The sequence below is a fragment of the Exiguobacterium sp. BG5(2022) genome (genome assembly GCF_031844365.1).
Classification (GTDB): domain Bacteria; phylum Bacillota; class Bacilli; order Exiguobacteriales; family Exiguobacteriaceae; genus Exiguobacterium; species Exiguobacterium profundum.
In genome coordinates this window covers 764178-778473 of sequence record NZ_JAUZVB010000001.1, presented here as the reverse complement: position 1 = coordinate 778473, position 14296 = coordinate 764178, and the positions used below count along the sequence as shown (strand labels likewise).

At 49.4% G+C, this 14296-nt stretch carries 14 protein-coding genes; 11 read left to right on the top strand and 3 right to left on the bottom strand.

What is annotated here, in order from left to right:
* Positions 1 to 9: 9 nt before the first annotated feature.
* Positions 10 to 1053 (bottom strand): GGDEF domain-containing protein, encoded by a 1044-nt coding sequence (locus Q9R25_RS04015; RefSeq protein WP_311282821.1) that lies wholly within the window; start codon positions 1051 to 1053, stop codon positions 10 to 12.
* Between the two features lie 340 nt (positions 1054 to 1393).
* Between Q9R25_RS04015 and Q9R25_RS04010 the strand changes: the two genes are divergently transcribed.
* The 3 genes from Q9R25_RS04010 to parC all read left to right on the top strand — a co-directional run bounded on the left by Q9R25_RS04010 (position 1394) and on the right by parC (position 6300).
* The gene (locus Q9R25_RS04010) at positions 1394 to 1798 is read left to right on the top strand and encodes a CoA-binding protein (protein ID WP_311282820.1); all 405 of its coding nucleotides are present in this window, start codon (positions 1394 to 1396) and stop codon (positions 1796 to 1798) included.
* 126 nt (positions 1799 to 1924) lie between these two features.
* On the top strand, positions 1925 to 3892 hold the full coding sequence (parE, locus tag Q9R25_RS04005; RefSeq protein ID WP_074037925.1) for a DNA topoisomerase IV subunit B: 1968 nt from the start codon (positions 1925 to 1927) through the stop codon (positions 3890 to 3892).
* A 2-nt stretch (positions 3893 to 3894) separates the two neighbouring features.
* On the top strand, positions 3895 to 6300 hold the full coding sequence (gene parC / locus Q9R25_RS04000) for a DNA topoisomerase IV subunit A (RefSeq protein WP_214690891.1): 2406 nt from the start codon (positions 3895 to 3897) through the stop codon (positions 6298 to 6300).
* A gap of 32 nt (positions 6301 to 6332) precedes the next feature.
* Here parC and Q9R25_RS03995 read toward each other — a convergent pair whose 3' ends face one another.
* Entirely contained in the window at positions 6333 to 6845 is a 513-nt protein-coding gene (locus tag Q9R25_RS03995) for a DinB family protein (protein ID WP_196430737.1), read from the bottom strand.
* 124 nt (positions 6846 to 6969) lie between these two features.
* Here Q9R25_RS03995 and Q9R25_RS03990 point away from each other — a divergent pair, with 124 nt between their 5' ends.
* Genes Q9R25_RS03990 through Q9R25_RS03980 form a run of 3 tightly spaced genes read left to right on the top strand, consistent with a single transcriptional unit; the run spans position 6970 to position 8780 of the window.
* A complete protein-coding gene (locus Q9R25_RS03990; protein ID WP_159562321.1) occupies positions 6970 to 7587 on the top strand; it encodes an NUDIX hydrolase in 618 nt (205 codons plus the stop codon).
* A gap of 11 nt (positions 7588 to 7598) precedes the next feature.
* On the top strand, positions 7599 to 8312 hold the full coding sequence (locus tag Q9R25_RS03985) for an MBL fold metallo-hydrolase (protein ID WP_311282819.1): 714 nt from the start codon (positions 7599 to 7601) through the stop codon (positions 8310 to 8312).
* A 15-nt stretch (positions 8313 to 8327) separates the two neighbouring features.
* Complete coding sequence (locus Q9R25_RS03980; protein ID WP_012726325.1) at positions 8328 to 8780, top strand: GNAT family N-acetyltransferase; 453 nt, start codon at positions 8328 to 8330, stop codon at positions 8778 to 8780.
* A 125-nt stretch (positions 8781 to 8905) separates the two neighbouring features.
* Here Q9R25_RS03980 and Q9R25_RS03975 read toward each other — a convergent pair whose 3' ends face one another.
* Positions 8906 to 9445, bottom strand: a complete 540-nt coding sequence (locus Q9R25_RS03975) for a GNAT family N-acetyltransferase (RefSeq protein WP_159562319.1) — start codon at positions 9443 to 9445, stop codon at positions 8906 to 8908.
* Between the two features lie 264 nt (positions 9446 to 9709).
* Here Q9R25_RS03975 and Q9R25_RS03970 point away from each other — a divergent pair, with 264 nt between their 5' ends.
* The 5 genes from Q9R25_RS03970 (at position 9710) to Q9R25_RS03950 (ending at position 14290) form a co-directional block, all read left to right on the top strand.
* Positions 9710 to 10558, top strand: coding sequence for a transporter substrate-binding domain-containing protein (locus Q9R25_RS03970; protein WP_215243926.1), 849 nt, complete (start codon positions 9710 to 9712; stop codon positions 10556 to 10558).
* A 7-nt stretch (positions 10559 to 10565) separates the two neighbouring features.
* Entirely contained in the window at positions 10566 to 11264 is a 699-nt protein-coding gene (locus Q9R25_RS03965) for an amino acid ABC transporter permease (RefSeq protein ID WP_311282818.1), read from the top strand.
* Positions 11265 to 11377: 113 nt separating this feature from the next.
* Positions 11378 to 12286: an AAA family ATPase gene (locus Q9R25_RS03960; protein ID WP_012726321.1), complete on the top strand. Its 909-nt coding sequence runs from the start codon at positions 11378 to 11380 to the stop codon at positions 12284 to 12286.
* 1 nt (position 12287) lies between these two features.
* Positions 12288 to 13316, top strand: coding sequence for a DUF58 domain-containing protein (locus Q9R25_RS03955; protein WP_012726320.1), 1029 nt, complete (start codon positions 12288 to 12290; stop codon positions 13314 to 13316).
* The gene (locus Q9R25_RS03950) at positions 13313 to 14290 is read left to right on the top strand and encodes a hypothetical protein (protein WP_214690897.1); all 978 of its coding nucleotides are present in this window, start codon (positions 13313 to 13315) and stop codon (positions 14288 to 14290) included. The genes Q9R25_RS03955 and Q9R25_RS03950 overlap by 4 nt, the downstream gene beginning before the upstream one ends.
* The last annotated feature ends 6 nt before the right edge of the window (positions 14291 to 14296 follow it).

Here is a 14296-nt window from a genome sequence, read left to right as displayed (position 1 = left end):
CCCCTTTCTTCATGTTGTTCTCACTTGATTCTTTCCGTTGCGCTTCCCTTCACGAAGGAAGTCATCTGCCTCTTTTATAATCTCTTCAACCGTATCGTGACCAGTACGAACCGCAAGTCCGAATGTCATTGTGACATGAAGTCGTTCCCCTGCGTAATAGAGAGGAATCGATTCGATTTGCTGTCTCAATTGTTCGGCGATTGTAAGGAAGTTATCGCATGGACTCGAAAAGAAAATCAGGAATTCCTCGCCTCCCCATCGGACTACAATGCCGTCGACGTCGGATAGGATGCTGGCGACTTGTTGTAGCACCCGGTCCCCACAATCATGTCCGTAAGTCTCGTTAAATGATTTGAATCGATCAATGTCACCGAGGACGAGTGCGTATGGAACGCCTTCATGAGCGGCTTTGTCGATTGCTACGGAAACCTGTTCATGCCCGACTTTTCGGTTCAATAGTCCGGTCAATCCATCCGTCGAGGCGAGAATTTGCAACCGCTCATTAGATTGTTCGAGTTCATCTGTCACTTCGACAACGGCTGACTCAAAGATAAAGGAGAGCCCTGCAATCATCATCACGGTCGATAGGATACAAAAGAGTCCGAGCGCTTGTTCTATCTGTATCGGTAAGGTCTCGATGCCGTCAGATACATAGATGAATAGAAGGCTATAAATCAGCATGGCAATGGCCGTGGTGAAGATGCGTTGGCCTCTTGATACGCTTGGCATGAAAAAGACACCATAGGCCATCATGAGGATGAAATAATGCATGTTGATCTCCCAACCGAGAATGACGGTCGAGATGACGGCGTTGTAAACGACTTCGATAAAAAGTCCGGTAAAGAAGATGCCGTACCACCGTCTATGTACAAAGTAGAATGAAATCGTGTAATAGATTACACTCAAGCCATTTGATAGGAATAAGAGAGTCAAATCCAGACGATAAAACAAGATGCAAAATAGGAAGTGAACCAACCAGGCGATAACGTTGCCGTAAAAAGTAATACGTTCATTATATAGTGTTCCTCGACGAGTTTCATAGGTTGTTCCCATCGCACACCTCCTTTCTTTTAGTATAACGAAACAATGAACAAATTTATATAAATGTCCGAAAAACGGATTCAAAAAACGCTCTTATCTCGTATGTATTATTGCGTGAAATAGATATTTCACGCAATGTACATGAATTGCGTGATTGTATCTCAATCGAGTGGTTAATCGACTGATTGATTTTATAGCAAAATAAATGGTAGACAATAATTTGTTATGTAAACCATATTGGTTTGTCTTGAAATTGTAATGTTGAGTCATTATACCTTATGATGAAAATAAGACTTGAAACAGGAAGGAAGGTAACGTTACACTGTAAACGTAAACCAAAGGGGGATTTTGGATGGATGATCAGCGTTTGAAGCAACTTTTGTCTGAAGCGAAGACCATCGCGGTCGTCGGTGTGTCCGACAACCCGAACAAGACGGCCAACCAGATTGCGGAGTATTTGCTTCGTGTCGGGTATACCGTCATCCCTGTCAACCCGATGCTCGAGGAGTGGAACGGCCGTAAGGCGTATCCGTCCGTCGAGAGCATCCCGGGTAGAATCGATATCGTCGACGTGTTCCGTCGCAGCGAATTTTTAGCGGGCGTCGCGGAAGATGCGGTACGACATGGGGATGTCGGGCTCGTCTTCAACCAGCTCGGTCTCTCAAGTATTGAGGCGGAGCAAATCGTGCGTGACGCCGGGCTCGATTATATCGAGAACCGCTGCCTGTACGTGGAGCATGCTCGTCTACTCGGATAAGACCTACCTCCTTGGTAGGTCTCCTTTTTTTCAGCGATTGCTGACAAGGGAGGCTTGCCAGAATCGATGAACAGCTATACAATAGGAAAGAAAAACGAACGTGTGTTCGAAATTGAGGTGACTGCTATGTCAACAGATCTATTTAATTACAATGAAGACGCCATCCAGGTGCTCGAAGGACTCACGGCCGTGCGGAAACGACCGGGGATGTACATCGGGTCAACCGACCATCGCGGACTTCACCATCTCGTCTATGAGATTGTCGACAATGCGATCGATGAGGCGCTCGCCGGGTTCGGCGGTCAAATCGATGTGACGATTCATAAGGACGATGCCATCACGGTCCGTGACCACGGCCGCGGGATGCCGACAGGAATGCACGCCTCTGGAAAGCCTACCCCAGAAGTCATTTTTACGGTCCTTCACGCTGGAGGAAAGTTCGGACAAGGCGGATACAAGACGTCTGGTGGACTCCACGGCGTCGGTGCTTCGGTCGTCAACGCCCTATCAAGCAAGGTCGTCGTGACGATTTATCGTGACGGAAAAGTGTTCGAACAGACCTTTGCAGACGGCGGTGTGCCTCAAACGACACTGATTGAGACAGGCAAGACACGCCAAACCGGCACGAGTGTCTATTTCAAACCGGATGCGACCATCTTCTCAACGACGACGTATAACTATGACACGCTCGCCGAACGCCTCCGTGAATCGGCTTTCCTCTTAAAAGGATTGACGATCACGCTCACTGATGAGCGTACGGAGAAGCAAGAGACGTTCCATTACGAGGAAGGGATTGCCGAGTTCGTCCAATACTTGAACGACGATAAGGCGACACTCCACCCAATCGTCTATTTCGAAGGGGTCGAGAATGAGATCGAGATCGAACTCGCGTTTCAGTTCACGGACGCCTATTCCGAAAATGTGCTCTCGTTCGTCAACAACGTCCGGACACGCGATGGTGGAACGCACGAGGTCGGTGCCAAGACGGCGATGACCCGAATCATGAACGAATATGCACGGAAGAACGGTTTACTCAAAGAGAAAGATAAAAATCTCGACGGCGGCGACGTCCGTGAGGGACTCACGCTCATCGTGTCGGTCCGGATCCCGGAGGAATTCCTCCAGTTCGAGGGGCAGACGAAGTCGAAACTCGGGTCACCGGAGGCACGTGCGAGCGCTGACAGCGTCATGGCGAAACAGTTGACGATCTTCCTAGAAGAGAACCCTCAGATGGCAACGATGCTCATCAAGAAGGCGATTCGTGCGGCACAGGCTCGCGAGGCGGCCCGCAAGGCACGGGAAGAGGCCCGTAACGGGAAGAAAAAGAAACGTTCGAGCATCTTGAACGGAAAATTGACGCCTGCGACGTCAAAGAATGCAGCTAAGAACGAGCTCTTTCTCGTCGAGGGTGACTCGGCCGGTGGTTCAGCCAAACAAGGGCGGGACCGTACGTTCCAGGCTATCCTGCCGTTGCGCGGGAAGGTCATCAACTCGGAGAAGTCGAAACTCCAGGACATCATGAAAAACGAAGAGATCAACACGATCATCCATGCAATCGGCGCCGGGGTCGGTCACGATTTTGATTTGGACGACTGCAACTTCGACAAGGTCATCATCATGACGGATGCCGACACGGACGGTGCACACATCCAGGTGCTCCTCCTCACGTTCTTCTTCCGTTATATGCGACCGCTCGTCGAGGCAGGCCGCGTGTTCGTTGCCTTGCCACCGCTCTATCGCATCTCAAAAGGGAAGGGCAAGTCCGAACAGTTCGACTATGCCTGGGACGAAGAGGCACTCGAGAAGCTCGTCAAAGTGTATAAGAAAGGCTATATCCTCCAACGCTACAAAGGTCTTGGCGAGATGAACGCGGACCAGTTATGGGAGACGACGATGAACCCGGACACTCGTACACTCATCCGTGTCACAGTCGACGATGCGGCCGTTGCGGATAAGCGTGTGTCTGTCCTGATGGGCGACAATGTCACGCACCGTCGTGAATGGATTGAGGAGAACGTCGCCTTCGGACTCCAGGAAGATGATTCGATCATCGCCAATGAACATGTGACTAAAGCGATTGAGGAAGTGATGTAACAATGTCGACGATTCAACACATTTTAAACCTATCTCTCGAACAGGTCGTTGGAGACCGGTTCGGGCGTTACTCAAAATATATCATCCAAGACCGCGCCTTACCGGACGCACGTGACGGACTCAAGCCTGTACAGCGCCGGATTCTATATGCGATGCACCACGAGGGGAATACGAACGATAAGCCGTATCGGAAGTCTGCGAAGACGGTCGGGAACGTCATCGGGAACTATCACCCGCACGGTGACTCGTCCGTCTATGAGGCGATGGTACGTCTCTCGCAAGATTGGAAACTCCGGTATCCGCTCATCGACATGCATGGGAACAACGGATCGATGGATGGTGACCCGGCGGCGGCCATGCGTTACACGGAAGCCCGTCTCTCGAAGATTGCGGGTGTCATGTTGACGTCAATTGCGAAGAATACGGTCGATTACACGCCGAACTTTGACGATTCAACGGAAGAACCGCTCGTCTTGCCGTCGCTCCTCCCGAACCTGCTCATGAACGGAACGACAGGGATTTCAGCCGGTTATGCGACGGAGATCCCACCGCATAATTTGACAGAAGTCCTCAACCTTGCCATCGCACGTTTGAATGGCCAGGTCGATATCGCTAAAGATGCGCTCGAGTATGTCACAGGTCCTGACTTCCCGACCGGGGGGACGGTCATGGGTAAAGACGGTATCCTAAAGGCGTTCGAGACCGGTAAAGGGAAGGTCATCATCCGGGCGAAGTCCGAGATTGAGCAATTAAAAGGTGGCCGTGAACAGATCACGATCACAGAACTTCCGTATGAAGTGAATAAGGCGAACCTCGTCAAAAAAATGGAAGAGCTCCGCCTCGATAAAAAGGTCGAAGGCGTCGCAGAAGTCCGTGACGAAACAGATCGGACGGGACTTCGGGTCGTCATCGAATTGAAGAAAGAGGCCGACGCAGAAGGTGTGCTTCACTTCTTTTTGAAGCATACGGACTTGCAACTCGCCTATAACTATAATATGGTCTCGATCGTGAACCGGACGCCGAAGCAGATGGGAATCATCCCAATCATCGATGCCTATTTGAAGCATGTCGAAGAGGTCGTGACGCGCAGGACGACGTTCGAACTCGAGCAGGCGAAGAAACGTGCTGAAATCGTCGATGCCTTAGAACAAGCCATCTCGGTCCTCGATGAGACACTCGAATTGATCCGTTCCGCCAAAGACAAGGCGGACGCGAAGAAGAAACTGATGGAGCGGTTCTCATTCACGGAACGACAAGCCGAAGCCGTCGTCATGCTCCAATTGTATCGACTCACGAATACGGACATCGTCGAGTTGCAAAAAGAAGCAAAGGCGCTCCAAAAAGAGATTGCCCGCCTCTCAAACATCCTCGACGTGGACGCGACAAAACGGAAGTTGATCGTGAAAGAACTTACGGCATTGCGTGACGAGTTCGGAGATGACCGTCGTTCGGTCATCGAGTCGGAAGTTGAGGAATTAAAACTGAAGACGGAAGTTATGATTGCTGTCGAAGAGACGATGGTATTCGTCAGCCGTGACGGGTACGTCAAACGTGCCTCGATGCGTTCGTATGGAGCGTCGAGTGACGTTTTACCGGAGATGAAAGAAAAGGATCGTCCACTCCTTACGACTCAAGCCATGACGACGGACCACTTGCTCGTCTGGACGAACAAGGGCAGCTACCTCCTCATCCCGATCCATCAGATTCCAGAATCGAAGTGGAAGGATGCCGGACAACACGTGGCCAACCTCGTTCCGATTGAAGGGGAACAGGTTATCTCGGCAGACGTCGTCTCGACGTTTGATACGGACGCCCATTGCCTCTTCGTGACGAAAGACGGGATGGTCAAACGTACACCGTTACGCGACTACGACGCGCAGCGGAAATCGAAACCACTCATGGCCTTGAAGCTGAAAGGTGACGACGAGGTCGTCTTCGCCGGGATCAGTGACGGTCCAGGGCAGTTGTTCCTTGTTTCAGAGCGTGGATACGGGCTCTGGTTCAAAGAGGATGATGTCCCTGTCGTCGGACAGCGGGCAGCCGGTGTGAAGGCGATGAACCTGAAAGACGGTGACCTCGTCGCCGATGCCTTCTCCTTCTTCACGCCACCATTATTCGTTCTCGTGACGCAACGGGGAGCGGTCAAGAAGATGAAGCTCGAGGACCAGTTCGACTGTACGAACCGCAACCTTCGGGGGACGATGCTCATTCGTGAGGTCAAATCAAAACCGCACCAAATCCGTCGTGTGCTTCCGGTACATGGGGATGAGACGCTTCATATCGTCGGAAAAGAAAAAGCAAAACAAGTAAAGACAAAAACCCTTACGCTACTCGATCGCTATGCCAACGGCTCGTTCGTCTTTGACGAAGACTCGTTCGGTGAAATCGAGGACGTGTATCTCGATTAATCAAAAGACCTGTGATTTGGCTGATTCGCCGTTCACAGGTCTTTTTGTCGTAGCCATGTCTCTAGATCGTGTTGTTGTCGTCGATGGTGCAGCGTGTGCATCTCGATGAGGTTGAACCATTCTCTCGCATTCAGCCAGCCGAACCCACCGTGAAGCGTCTTTCGATTGTCATCTGCATCGTTCAAACGGGATTCCAACGTATCCATCTTTGAGATTAAGATGGTCATGCGTTCTCGCAATCGATCTTTCGAGTCAGTATTGTTCGGTGGTTGATTCATCTCAGGTGGGAGCTCGATTTTTATCGGTGGAAAGTCTCCCCGTTCGAACAACTTTTCTCCAAAAGACGTCTTCTCTCCACCGAGTTCACCCTCACCACGTAGGCAGCGGTCGGCCTCTTCTAAATACTCCTCTGCGACCAAAATGAGATGGTCAAACATTTGTCCAATGGACCAGATGCTCGGGGCATGCTTGTATCGCAAGTCGGACATGGTATAACGTGCGAGATCTTTTCTGAATCTGATTAATTCATAGCGTATCCTCAACATCTCACCTCCATTTTCTTTTAGTATACGTGATTGAAAACTGATGTCAGAGAATGTGAGTTATGAAAAGGAAGAATGCATCGATTTGCCGAAAAAGACATGTAGGACAAAAGATAGGGGGATCTATATGTCTCAATGGCTGACGTGGGCGAAACGGATTCAGGCGCTGTCTCAGGCCGGTCTGACGTTCACGCGTGATCAATATGACCGAGAACGGTACGAAGAGTTACAAGAAATCGTAAGAGAGATGTATGAACGGCACTCGGACTTATCGAACGAGGCTATCTTACAACTCGTTCATGTGGACGGTTATCCGACTCCGAAACTTGATGTGCGAGGCGTCATCTTCAAAGATGACCGAATCCTGCTCGTGAAGGAGCGGTCAGATGGGTTGTGGACCTTACCCGGCGGTTTCTGTGAAGTGAATCGCTCTCCTGCCTCGAATATCATCAAAGAAGTAGAGGAAGAGGCTGGCCTGGATGTGATTCCAGTACGGTTGCTCGCCTTGTTCGATATGCATGAACATCCACACCCACCTCTCTCGGAGCATTATTACAAACTTTTCATCGAGTGTGCACTGATTGGTGACGGGGAGGGGAGCGCCGGCGTGGAGACGAGTGACGTCGGTTTCTTTGAACGAGACGATTTACCTGAGCTCTCCCTTGCCCGAAATACGATCGAACAGATTCATATGTGCTTTGACGCACATTGGCAAGAAGAAGACTGGACCACTTTATTCGACTAGGAGGCTCAATGATGCAAGTAAGACGATATGGACATATCCATCAACTGACCTTTTACGCTCCCGTACTGCCAATCAACGTTCAACTGTTTGAGCATGAGCTCGGACTCGTCTTGATCGACACGGCGCTGAAGCGGAACGCGACCGATATCCTATCGTATATCGCCGAACTCGACAAGCCACTCCTCGCGATATTGTTAACGCATGCTCATGGGGATCATATCGGTGGGGTAGACGCGATCAAAGCAGAACATCCGCTCGCTGAACTCTTCATCTCCCGACGTGATGCCCGCCTCTTATCGGGAGATCGGTCGCTAGAGGAAGAAGAGCAGAACAAGATTCGTGGTTCTTTGCCGACGATTCGTTCTACACCGGATGCGGTACTAGATATTGGTGAGCGGTTATTCGGTTTACGTGTCCTCGATGCAGCGGGTCATACACCAGGGTCGATTGCGTACTATGACGAGGTAAATCGGGTATTATTTGCAGGTGACGCTTTTCAAACTCAGGGAGGGGCAGCGGTGGCGGGAGATGTTCGGCCGTTATTCCCATTACCAGGACTCGCGACATGGAATCGGTCCGTTGCCGTCGAGAGCGCGGAGCGCCTAGTGGACTTGTCACCACTCCTTACCTTCGTAGGGCATGGTCCGCCACTCAAAGGGACACACCGGCTCTATTTGGCGTTGAAACGGGCGAAACGGAAGCAGGCGAGAAAGTTTATCCGTTAACGGGAGGGTTGCACCATGCAGCTGAAAGAAGTTGCCATTCATCAATTTGAGCAAGCCCAACAGATGCTCGAGATTCAACGTAACGCTTATGCGGTCGAAGCGGAACTGCTCGGGTTTGACGAAATCCCAGCGCGCTATGAGACGATTGATGTCATTCAAAACTTACCAGGCACGAGTTATGGCTTATATATCGAGGAGCGGTTGATTGGGTTTGTCACGGTGGAAGCATCTGAGAAAACTGTTGAAATCACGAAACTATGTATCGACCCGACATACTTTCGGGCGAGACTGGCGACGACGTTACTCGAACACATATTGAGCATTCACAAAGGAAAGTTGATTTACGTGCATACGGGCAAGCATAACGGACCGGCGAAGCGTCTGTATACGAAACTTGGATTTGAACCGAGTGCCGAATTCGAACCAGAACATGGCGTCACATTGATCCGGTATACGCATACGTCTTAAATTCAAATCTCATCTCACTATCATAAGTATACTAAGATAATGAGATGAGATATTATTTTTACTGATAATATATGTTATGTAAACTAGTGAAAAATAGAGCAAAAAATTGCTCTGACTGAAGTTCCCTATTCCTTAAAAATCTTGTACCAGTACAAGGTCAATTCAATTTGTGGATTTGCATATTGTTTTGTTGAATCGACGCCACCAAGTTGAAATCCCTGTCTTTCATAGAAACGACAAGCAATGAGATTATCGTTCTGAGCTTCAAGCGACAAACCAATCATCCGTTTCTCTTTTGCCCACTGTTCGGCTGTTTCGATCAACATTTGTCCAATCCCACGCTTACGATATGTTTGACGGATCGCGATATTTTCAATGTATGCAAAGCGACTCCAATCCTTCACGAGTCGGATTTGTCCGACACATTCATCAGCGTCCATCGCTAAAAAGACGATTCGATTGTCATGTTCGATATACTGCGTCCAATCAATCCGGTCTTCTGGAAATGAGGTTTCTTTCGTCACGACATCTAGCTCTTCAACATAAGACCATTGACCGTTTATGTAACTGGGAACTATCCGTCCGATGATTGGAAAAGGATCATTTGCATCATTCACAATGTGAACATGCGCCTCATCTAGGGCTCTGATTCGAATCATACTCATCCGCTCCGCCTCCTCTATTGCGTATTAGTTCTTCATTCATCTCATTTTACTTTCCAGAATGTAATATAAGGCTCATTGATTCTGTCTCAATTTAATTTTACTTCTGTATCATTGTTGTGAATTTAGCATTCATCGGAATGATAACGCTTTATGAATAAACGTTTCAAATTTTAAATTCACCTGTTTAAACTATGTTTCACAGTTGCTAGACCGCTGAAGTCATGCTATTTTTAGACAGATGAACCATCTTAAGGAGGAATTCTTGTGAAACGAACGACTAAAGGTTTGGCAGCAACTTTATTTTTAGCAATCCCTCTTGCCGCTTGTGGTGATGATAGCACGAATCAAGCAGATACGACACGCTGGGAAGAGATTCAAGAAGAAGGCACATTGACGGTCGGAACTGCCGGCACCCTCTACCCCGCTTCTTTCCGTGAAGAAGAGAGCGATACGTTGACAGGTTTCGATGTCGAACTCATGAAAGAAGTCGCCAAACGCCTTGATCTCGAAATCGAGTTCAAAGAAATGGCATTTGACAACATGTTAACGAGTGTTCAGAACGGTCAAATCGACATCGCTGCAAATGATATCTCGGTAACAGAAGACCGTCAAGAGAAGTTCGCCTTTTCAAAACCGTATAAATACACTTACGGGACTGCTATCGTTCGCAAGAGCGACCTCTCTGGAATTGAATCACTCGAGGATTTGAAAGGCAAGAAAGCCGCTGGTGAGGCGACGACTGTCTTCATGGATGTGGCTCGAAAGTATGGAGCAGAAGAAGTCATCTATGACAACGCCACGAACGACCAGTACTTGCGCGACGTTTCAACGGGACGGACCGATGTCATCTTGAACGACTATTATCTTCAAACGTTGGCACTTGCATTCTTCCCTGAGTTCGATATCACGATTCATCCGGATATCGCCTATAACCCGCAAGAAGTAGCATTTTTGATGGATAAAGAAAATGACGAGCTCCAGGAGAACATCGACCGTGTACTAGATGAAATGCTTGAAGATGGTACAGTCAAAGAACTATCTGAGCAATTCTATAATGGTGCCGATGTTTCGGTAGAACCTGACGTAGACGCAACAATCGTCGAAACGAAGTAATGTTGTCATGTCGTTCTCAAATGTCAAATGGGACGCCATCTTTGACGTAGACCTGGCGATCCAATCGTTTCCTTACCTGTTGGGCGGGTTACCGAATACGCTTTGGATCTCGTTCATCAGCATGTTTTTTGGTCTCCTGCTTGGTCTTTTGTTGGCGCTCGGGAAGTTGTCTCCGACACGACTCCTTCGCTATCCGTCGACTTTCTATATCTCGTTCATGCGCGGAGTCCCCATCTTGATCATTCTGTTCATCCTCTATTCGGGATTCCCGTTCATCGGAATCGAGTTCGCCGCTTTGACGGCAGCCATTCTCGGATTTAGTCTGAATTCTGCCGCCTATATCGCTGAGATCATCCGCTCCTCGATTCGCGCGGTCGATGACGGACAGGTTGAGGCGGCTCGTTCACTCGGGATGGGGAAATGGTTGACATTGAAGGGGGTCGTCTTACCGCAGGCGACACGGATCGCCCTTCCGCCGCTCTCGAACGTTTTTCTCGATCTGATTAAAGCGAGTTCGCTCGCTGCGATGATCACGGTACCTGAGATATTTAATAAGGCCAAGATCGTCGGTGGACGAGAGTTCGACTACATGACAGTGTATATCGTCGTGGCGTTGATCTACTGGGCAATCTGTACGTTCATGTCCTTTTTCCAAGAATGGCTCGAACGTCATTTTGAACGATACTTGGATTCTCCAAAACGTTGACTGACTGGCTTATGCCGGTCGGTCTTTTTTAGTGAAATGGATTTTTGATACATCTCCTGAACCGATTATGCTATGATTTTCTTAATTATCAGAAAAATATAGGGGGATTTTGAATGAACCATCCATGGGTTTCACATTTGAATGATCAAGTCATTGGTCAATCGAAAGCCATCAAGCTCGCTTCGATTGCATTACTATCAGGAGGTCACGTTTTACTCGAGGACCGTCCCGGTACGGGGAAGACTACACTTGCCCGTAGTTTGGCAAGTTCGATATCAGCGACATTTCAGCGTGTACAGTGTACCCCGGATACATTGCCAAGTGATATTTTAGGAATGGAGTTATTCAATCCGACGACCGGAGCGTTCGAACGTCGGACGGGTCCGATTTTCACATCGATTCTACTTGTCGATGAGATTAACCGGACGACGCCACGTACACAATCTGCGTTGCTTGAGGCGATGCAGGAACGTCAAGTGACACTCGGGGAAGTGTCGCTCAAGCTACCGGAACCATTCTTTATGATTGCCACTCAAAACCCATTCGATGGACAAGGGACGTTTCCGCTCCCGCAGGCTCAATTGGACCGTTTCTTATTCAAATTGACACTTGCTCCCCTCTCGCGAGATTCCGAACGACGACTGATTCGCAATGAGCACCTCGCTTCAGAATCTTTCTCTCTGCAACAGGACGAATTGTTGAAGATGCAACAAGAGGTACGAGATGTCCGATTCCACGAGGCGATGGAGGATTACTTGCTGGATTTGATGGAGTCACTTCGTCATCATCGTGACATCGAGGTTGGACCAAGTCCACGTGCGACGCTCGCGTATACGATGGCGGCTCGGGCTCATGCCTATATGGAAGGACGCGACTATGTCTCACCAGAAGATATTCGGGCACTCGCGCTTCCGATTTTAGGGCATCGAATCGTCTTGACGGTCGAAGCGTCGCTGAAGACGAAGCCGTCAAAGTTGATCAAATCTGTACTCGAGACCATCCCGGTCCCCTCAGAGGTGTAAGATGCAGTTAGTCAGCCCACGCTATCTCGAGTCCGGCTATATGTGGCTCCTGTTCGTCGTCGGGGTCTTTACGGCACTTTATGGGAACGTCTTGATTGCCAGTCTATTGATTGGATTCAGTCTCTATGCACTGGTCATGCCATCTTTTATGTTTCGATTGGCAGAACAAATCCATGTCGACCTCACTGAGGAGATGAAACTCTTTCCGAATGACGAGGCCGTCTATGTCTTGAAACTTGTGTCGACGGCAAAAGTCCCGCTTGGCGTTGTCCGCCTATCCGGCTATTTGCATCCCACCGTGGAATCAGAAGGACATGCGTTTTGGCGGCAGGAGAACTTTGTCGAGACGAATGCGACTGTCGACTTCACAATCCCGCTCCATGCGAAGAAGCGAGGTCCTATCCGCCTAGAGGCTATCGGGATGGAAATTCGAGACCCGTTACGCATGTTCTCGCTCTATAAAGAGGACTCACTCCCACGCATCGGCTATGTCTTCCCAGAGTTTTCGCCCTATCCGATTCCGAAACGTCCCCCTACTCTCCCAGGTGAGGAGATGGTTCGTCATAGTGCCTATCGTGACCCGGAGACGTTCCAATCGGTCACTCCATATCATGGGCAACCGATGCGACAGCTATATTGGTCTGCCTATGCGAAGACGGGCGAACTGCTGGCCCGTACCGAGCAACCGGTACAAGCAAATGAATATGTCATCGTCCTCGACTTGTTGACGAAGGATGGGCGTGCCCTCACCTATCAGATGGAGCGCCTCATCTCGCAAGCTGCCGCATTATGCCGTGATTTCGAGAAAGAAAATGCGAGTTACGGTCTGATTGTCCCGACGCTTACGAAGGATGGAATCACGTATGACCTTCAACCGGGAAGTGGTGAGGTACATTTTCGGAAGATTATGACGACGTTCGCTTGTCTGTCCGAGAGTGATTTTCCGCTTGCTCGCTCCTTGTTTGAGCGGAAGGTCGCCAAATACAGTGGGAATCAGTCGATTCTCCGCTTGGGGGGTGACGGTCAATGAGATGGTTATGGTGGGTCTTCGCAGCATTTTACATCGGGCACGTGTTTCCATTGCTCTTCTTATTGACACTTCGTCTCCCTCGGAATACACAACTGATTGTACAGACGTTCCTGAGCGTCGGTGCCCTTTATTTCTCTTATGAGATGAGCATCATGCTTTTGATTTTCACATACGTTCATGCCTTCATACGGACGTTGGATTGGACGGACCGTTACGCGATGGCGAGCGTATTGTTTTTGGTGGCGGACTGGCTATTCCCCCCGGCATCGCAATCGCTCGCGATGGTGCTCTTTCCGTTCATCTTTTTGATTTGGCAACGAAACCTGTATTACCGTCGCGACTACAAGCGGATGGTGACGATGTTGACCGTCGGCCTAGGCATCGGGCTGATTGTCTCTCTCATCATTCGTACGATTAAAGAGCTATTGTTTGGTAATGTCGTCGCCTGGATCACTCCATTCTTTTTGTGGATTGGGAGCTGGTTTGATGGAATCGTACTCGACCCGAATGATCGCGTAAACCGCTTCCTCGTACCGGATAACCCGAACCTAGATGCGGAGACAGTGGCGCAAGAGACATTGCTCGCGTCCGCATCGAATAACTCGCTGTTCTATATTGGAGTGTTTGTAATGATCTTGCTTCTTGGGGTAGGATTGTTCTTCTACTTGCAGAAGCGAAAAGACATCCAGGAAGATGGAATGATTCCTAGGAGTATTCACCACCCGACACTCTCAGATAAGCGGATCGTCCGCTCGCCTCGCCAGATTCGCCTTCTTGAGACGGGACGAAAGTTAGAACAGCATCACCCACGTCATCGAGAGGAGACGGTGGCTGATTGGTTGCAGCGAATCGAGTTCACGGACCACAGGCTTTATGCAGATTGGTTAGAGGCCGCAGAGTATGGGGACAAGGAAGCGCCACAAGCAATCAGTGATTCATTCGAACGACTCGTTGAACAAGTGAATAAACGCTAAAAAACA

What these genes read in the sequence shown, in the direction of transcription:
- Q9R25_RS03980 (WP_012726325.1), top strand. Translation starts at nt 8,328, where the DNA reads ATGCAGCTGAAAGAAGTTGCCATTCATCAATTTGAGCAAGCCCAACAG.
- Q9R25_RS03950 (WP_214690897.1), top strand. Translation starts at nt 13,313, where the DNA reads ATGAGATGGTTATGGTGGGTCTTCGCAGCATTTTACATCGGGCACGTG.
- Q9R25_RS03955 (WP_012726320.1), top strand. Translation starts at nt 12,288, where the DNA reads ATGCAGTTAGTCAGCCCACGCTATCTCGAGTCCGGCTATATGTGGCTC.
- Q9R25_RS04015 (WP_311282821.1), bottom strand. Translation starts at nt 1,053, where the DNA reads ATGGGAACAACCTATGAAACTCGTCGAGGAACACTATATAATGAACGT.
- Q9R25_RS03985 (WP_311282819.1), top strand. Translation starts at nt 7,599, where the DNA reads ATGCAAGTAAGACGATATGGACATATCCATCAACTGACCTTTTACGCT.
- Q9R25_RS03965 (WP_311282818.1), top strand. Translation starts at nt 10,566, where the DNA reads ATGTCGTTCTCAAATGTCAAATGGGACGCCATCTTTGACGTAGACCTG.
- parC (WP_214690891.1), top strand. Translation starts at nt 3,895, where the DNA reads ATGTCGACGATTCAACACATTTTAAACCTATCTCTCGAACAGGTCGTT.
- parE (WP_074037925.1), top strand. Translation starts at nt 1,925, where the DNA reads ATGTCAACAGATCTATTTAATTACAATGAAGACGCCATCCAGGTGCTC.
- Q9R25_RS04010 (WP_311282820.1), top strand. Translation starts at nt 1,394, where the DNA reads ATGGATGATCAGCGTTTGAAGCAACTTTTGTCTGAAGCGAAGACCATC.
- Q9R25_RS03995 (WP_196430737.1), bottom strand. Translation starts at nt 6,845, where the DNA reads ATGTTGAGGATACGCTATGAATTAATCAGATTCAGAAAAGATCTCGCA.
- Q9R25_RS03960 (WP_012726321.1), top strand. Translation starts at nt 11,378, where the DNA reads ATGAACCATCCATGGGTTTCACATTTGAATGATCAAGTCATTGGTCAA.
- Q9R25_RS03990 (WP_159562321.1), top strand. Translation starts at nt 6,970, where the DNA reads ATGTCTCAATGGCTGACGTGGGCGAAACGGATTCAGGCGCTGTCTCAG.
- Q9R25_RS03975 (WP_159562319.1), bottom strand. Translation starts at nt 9,445, where the DNA reads ATGAGTATGATTCGAATCAGAGCCCTAGATGAGGCGCATGTTCACATT.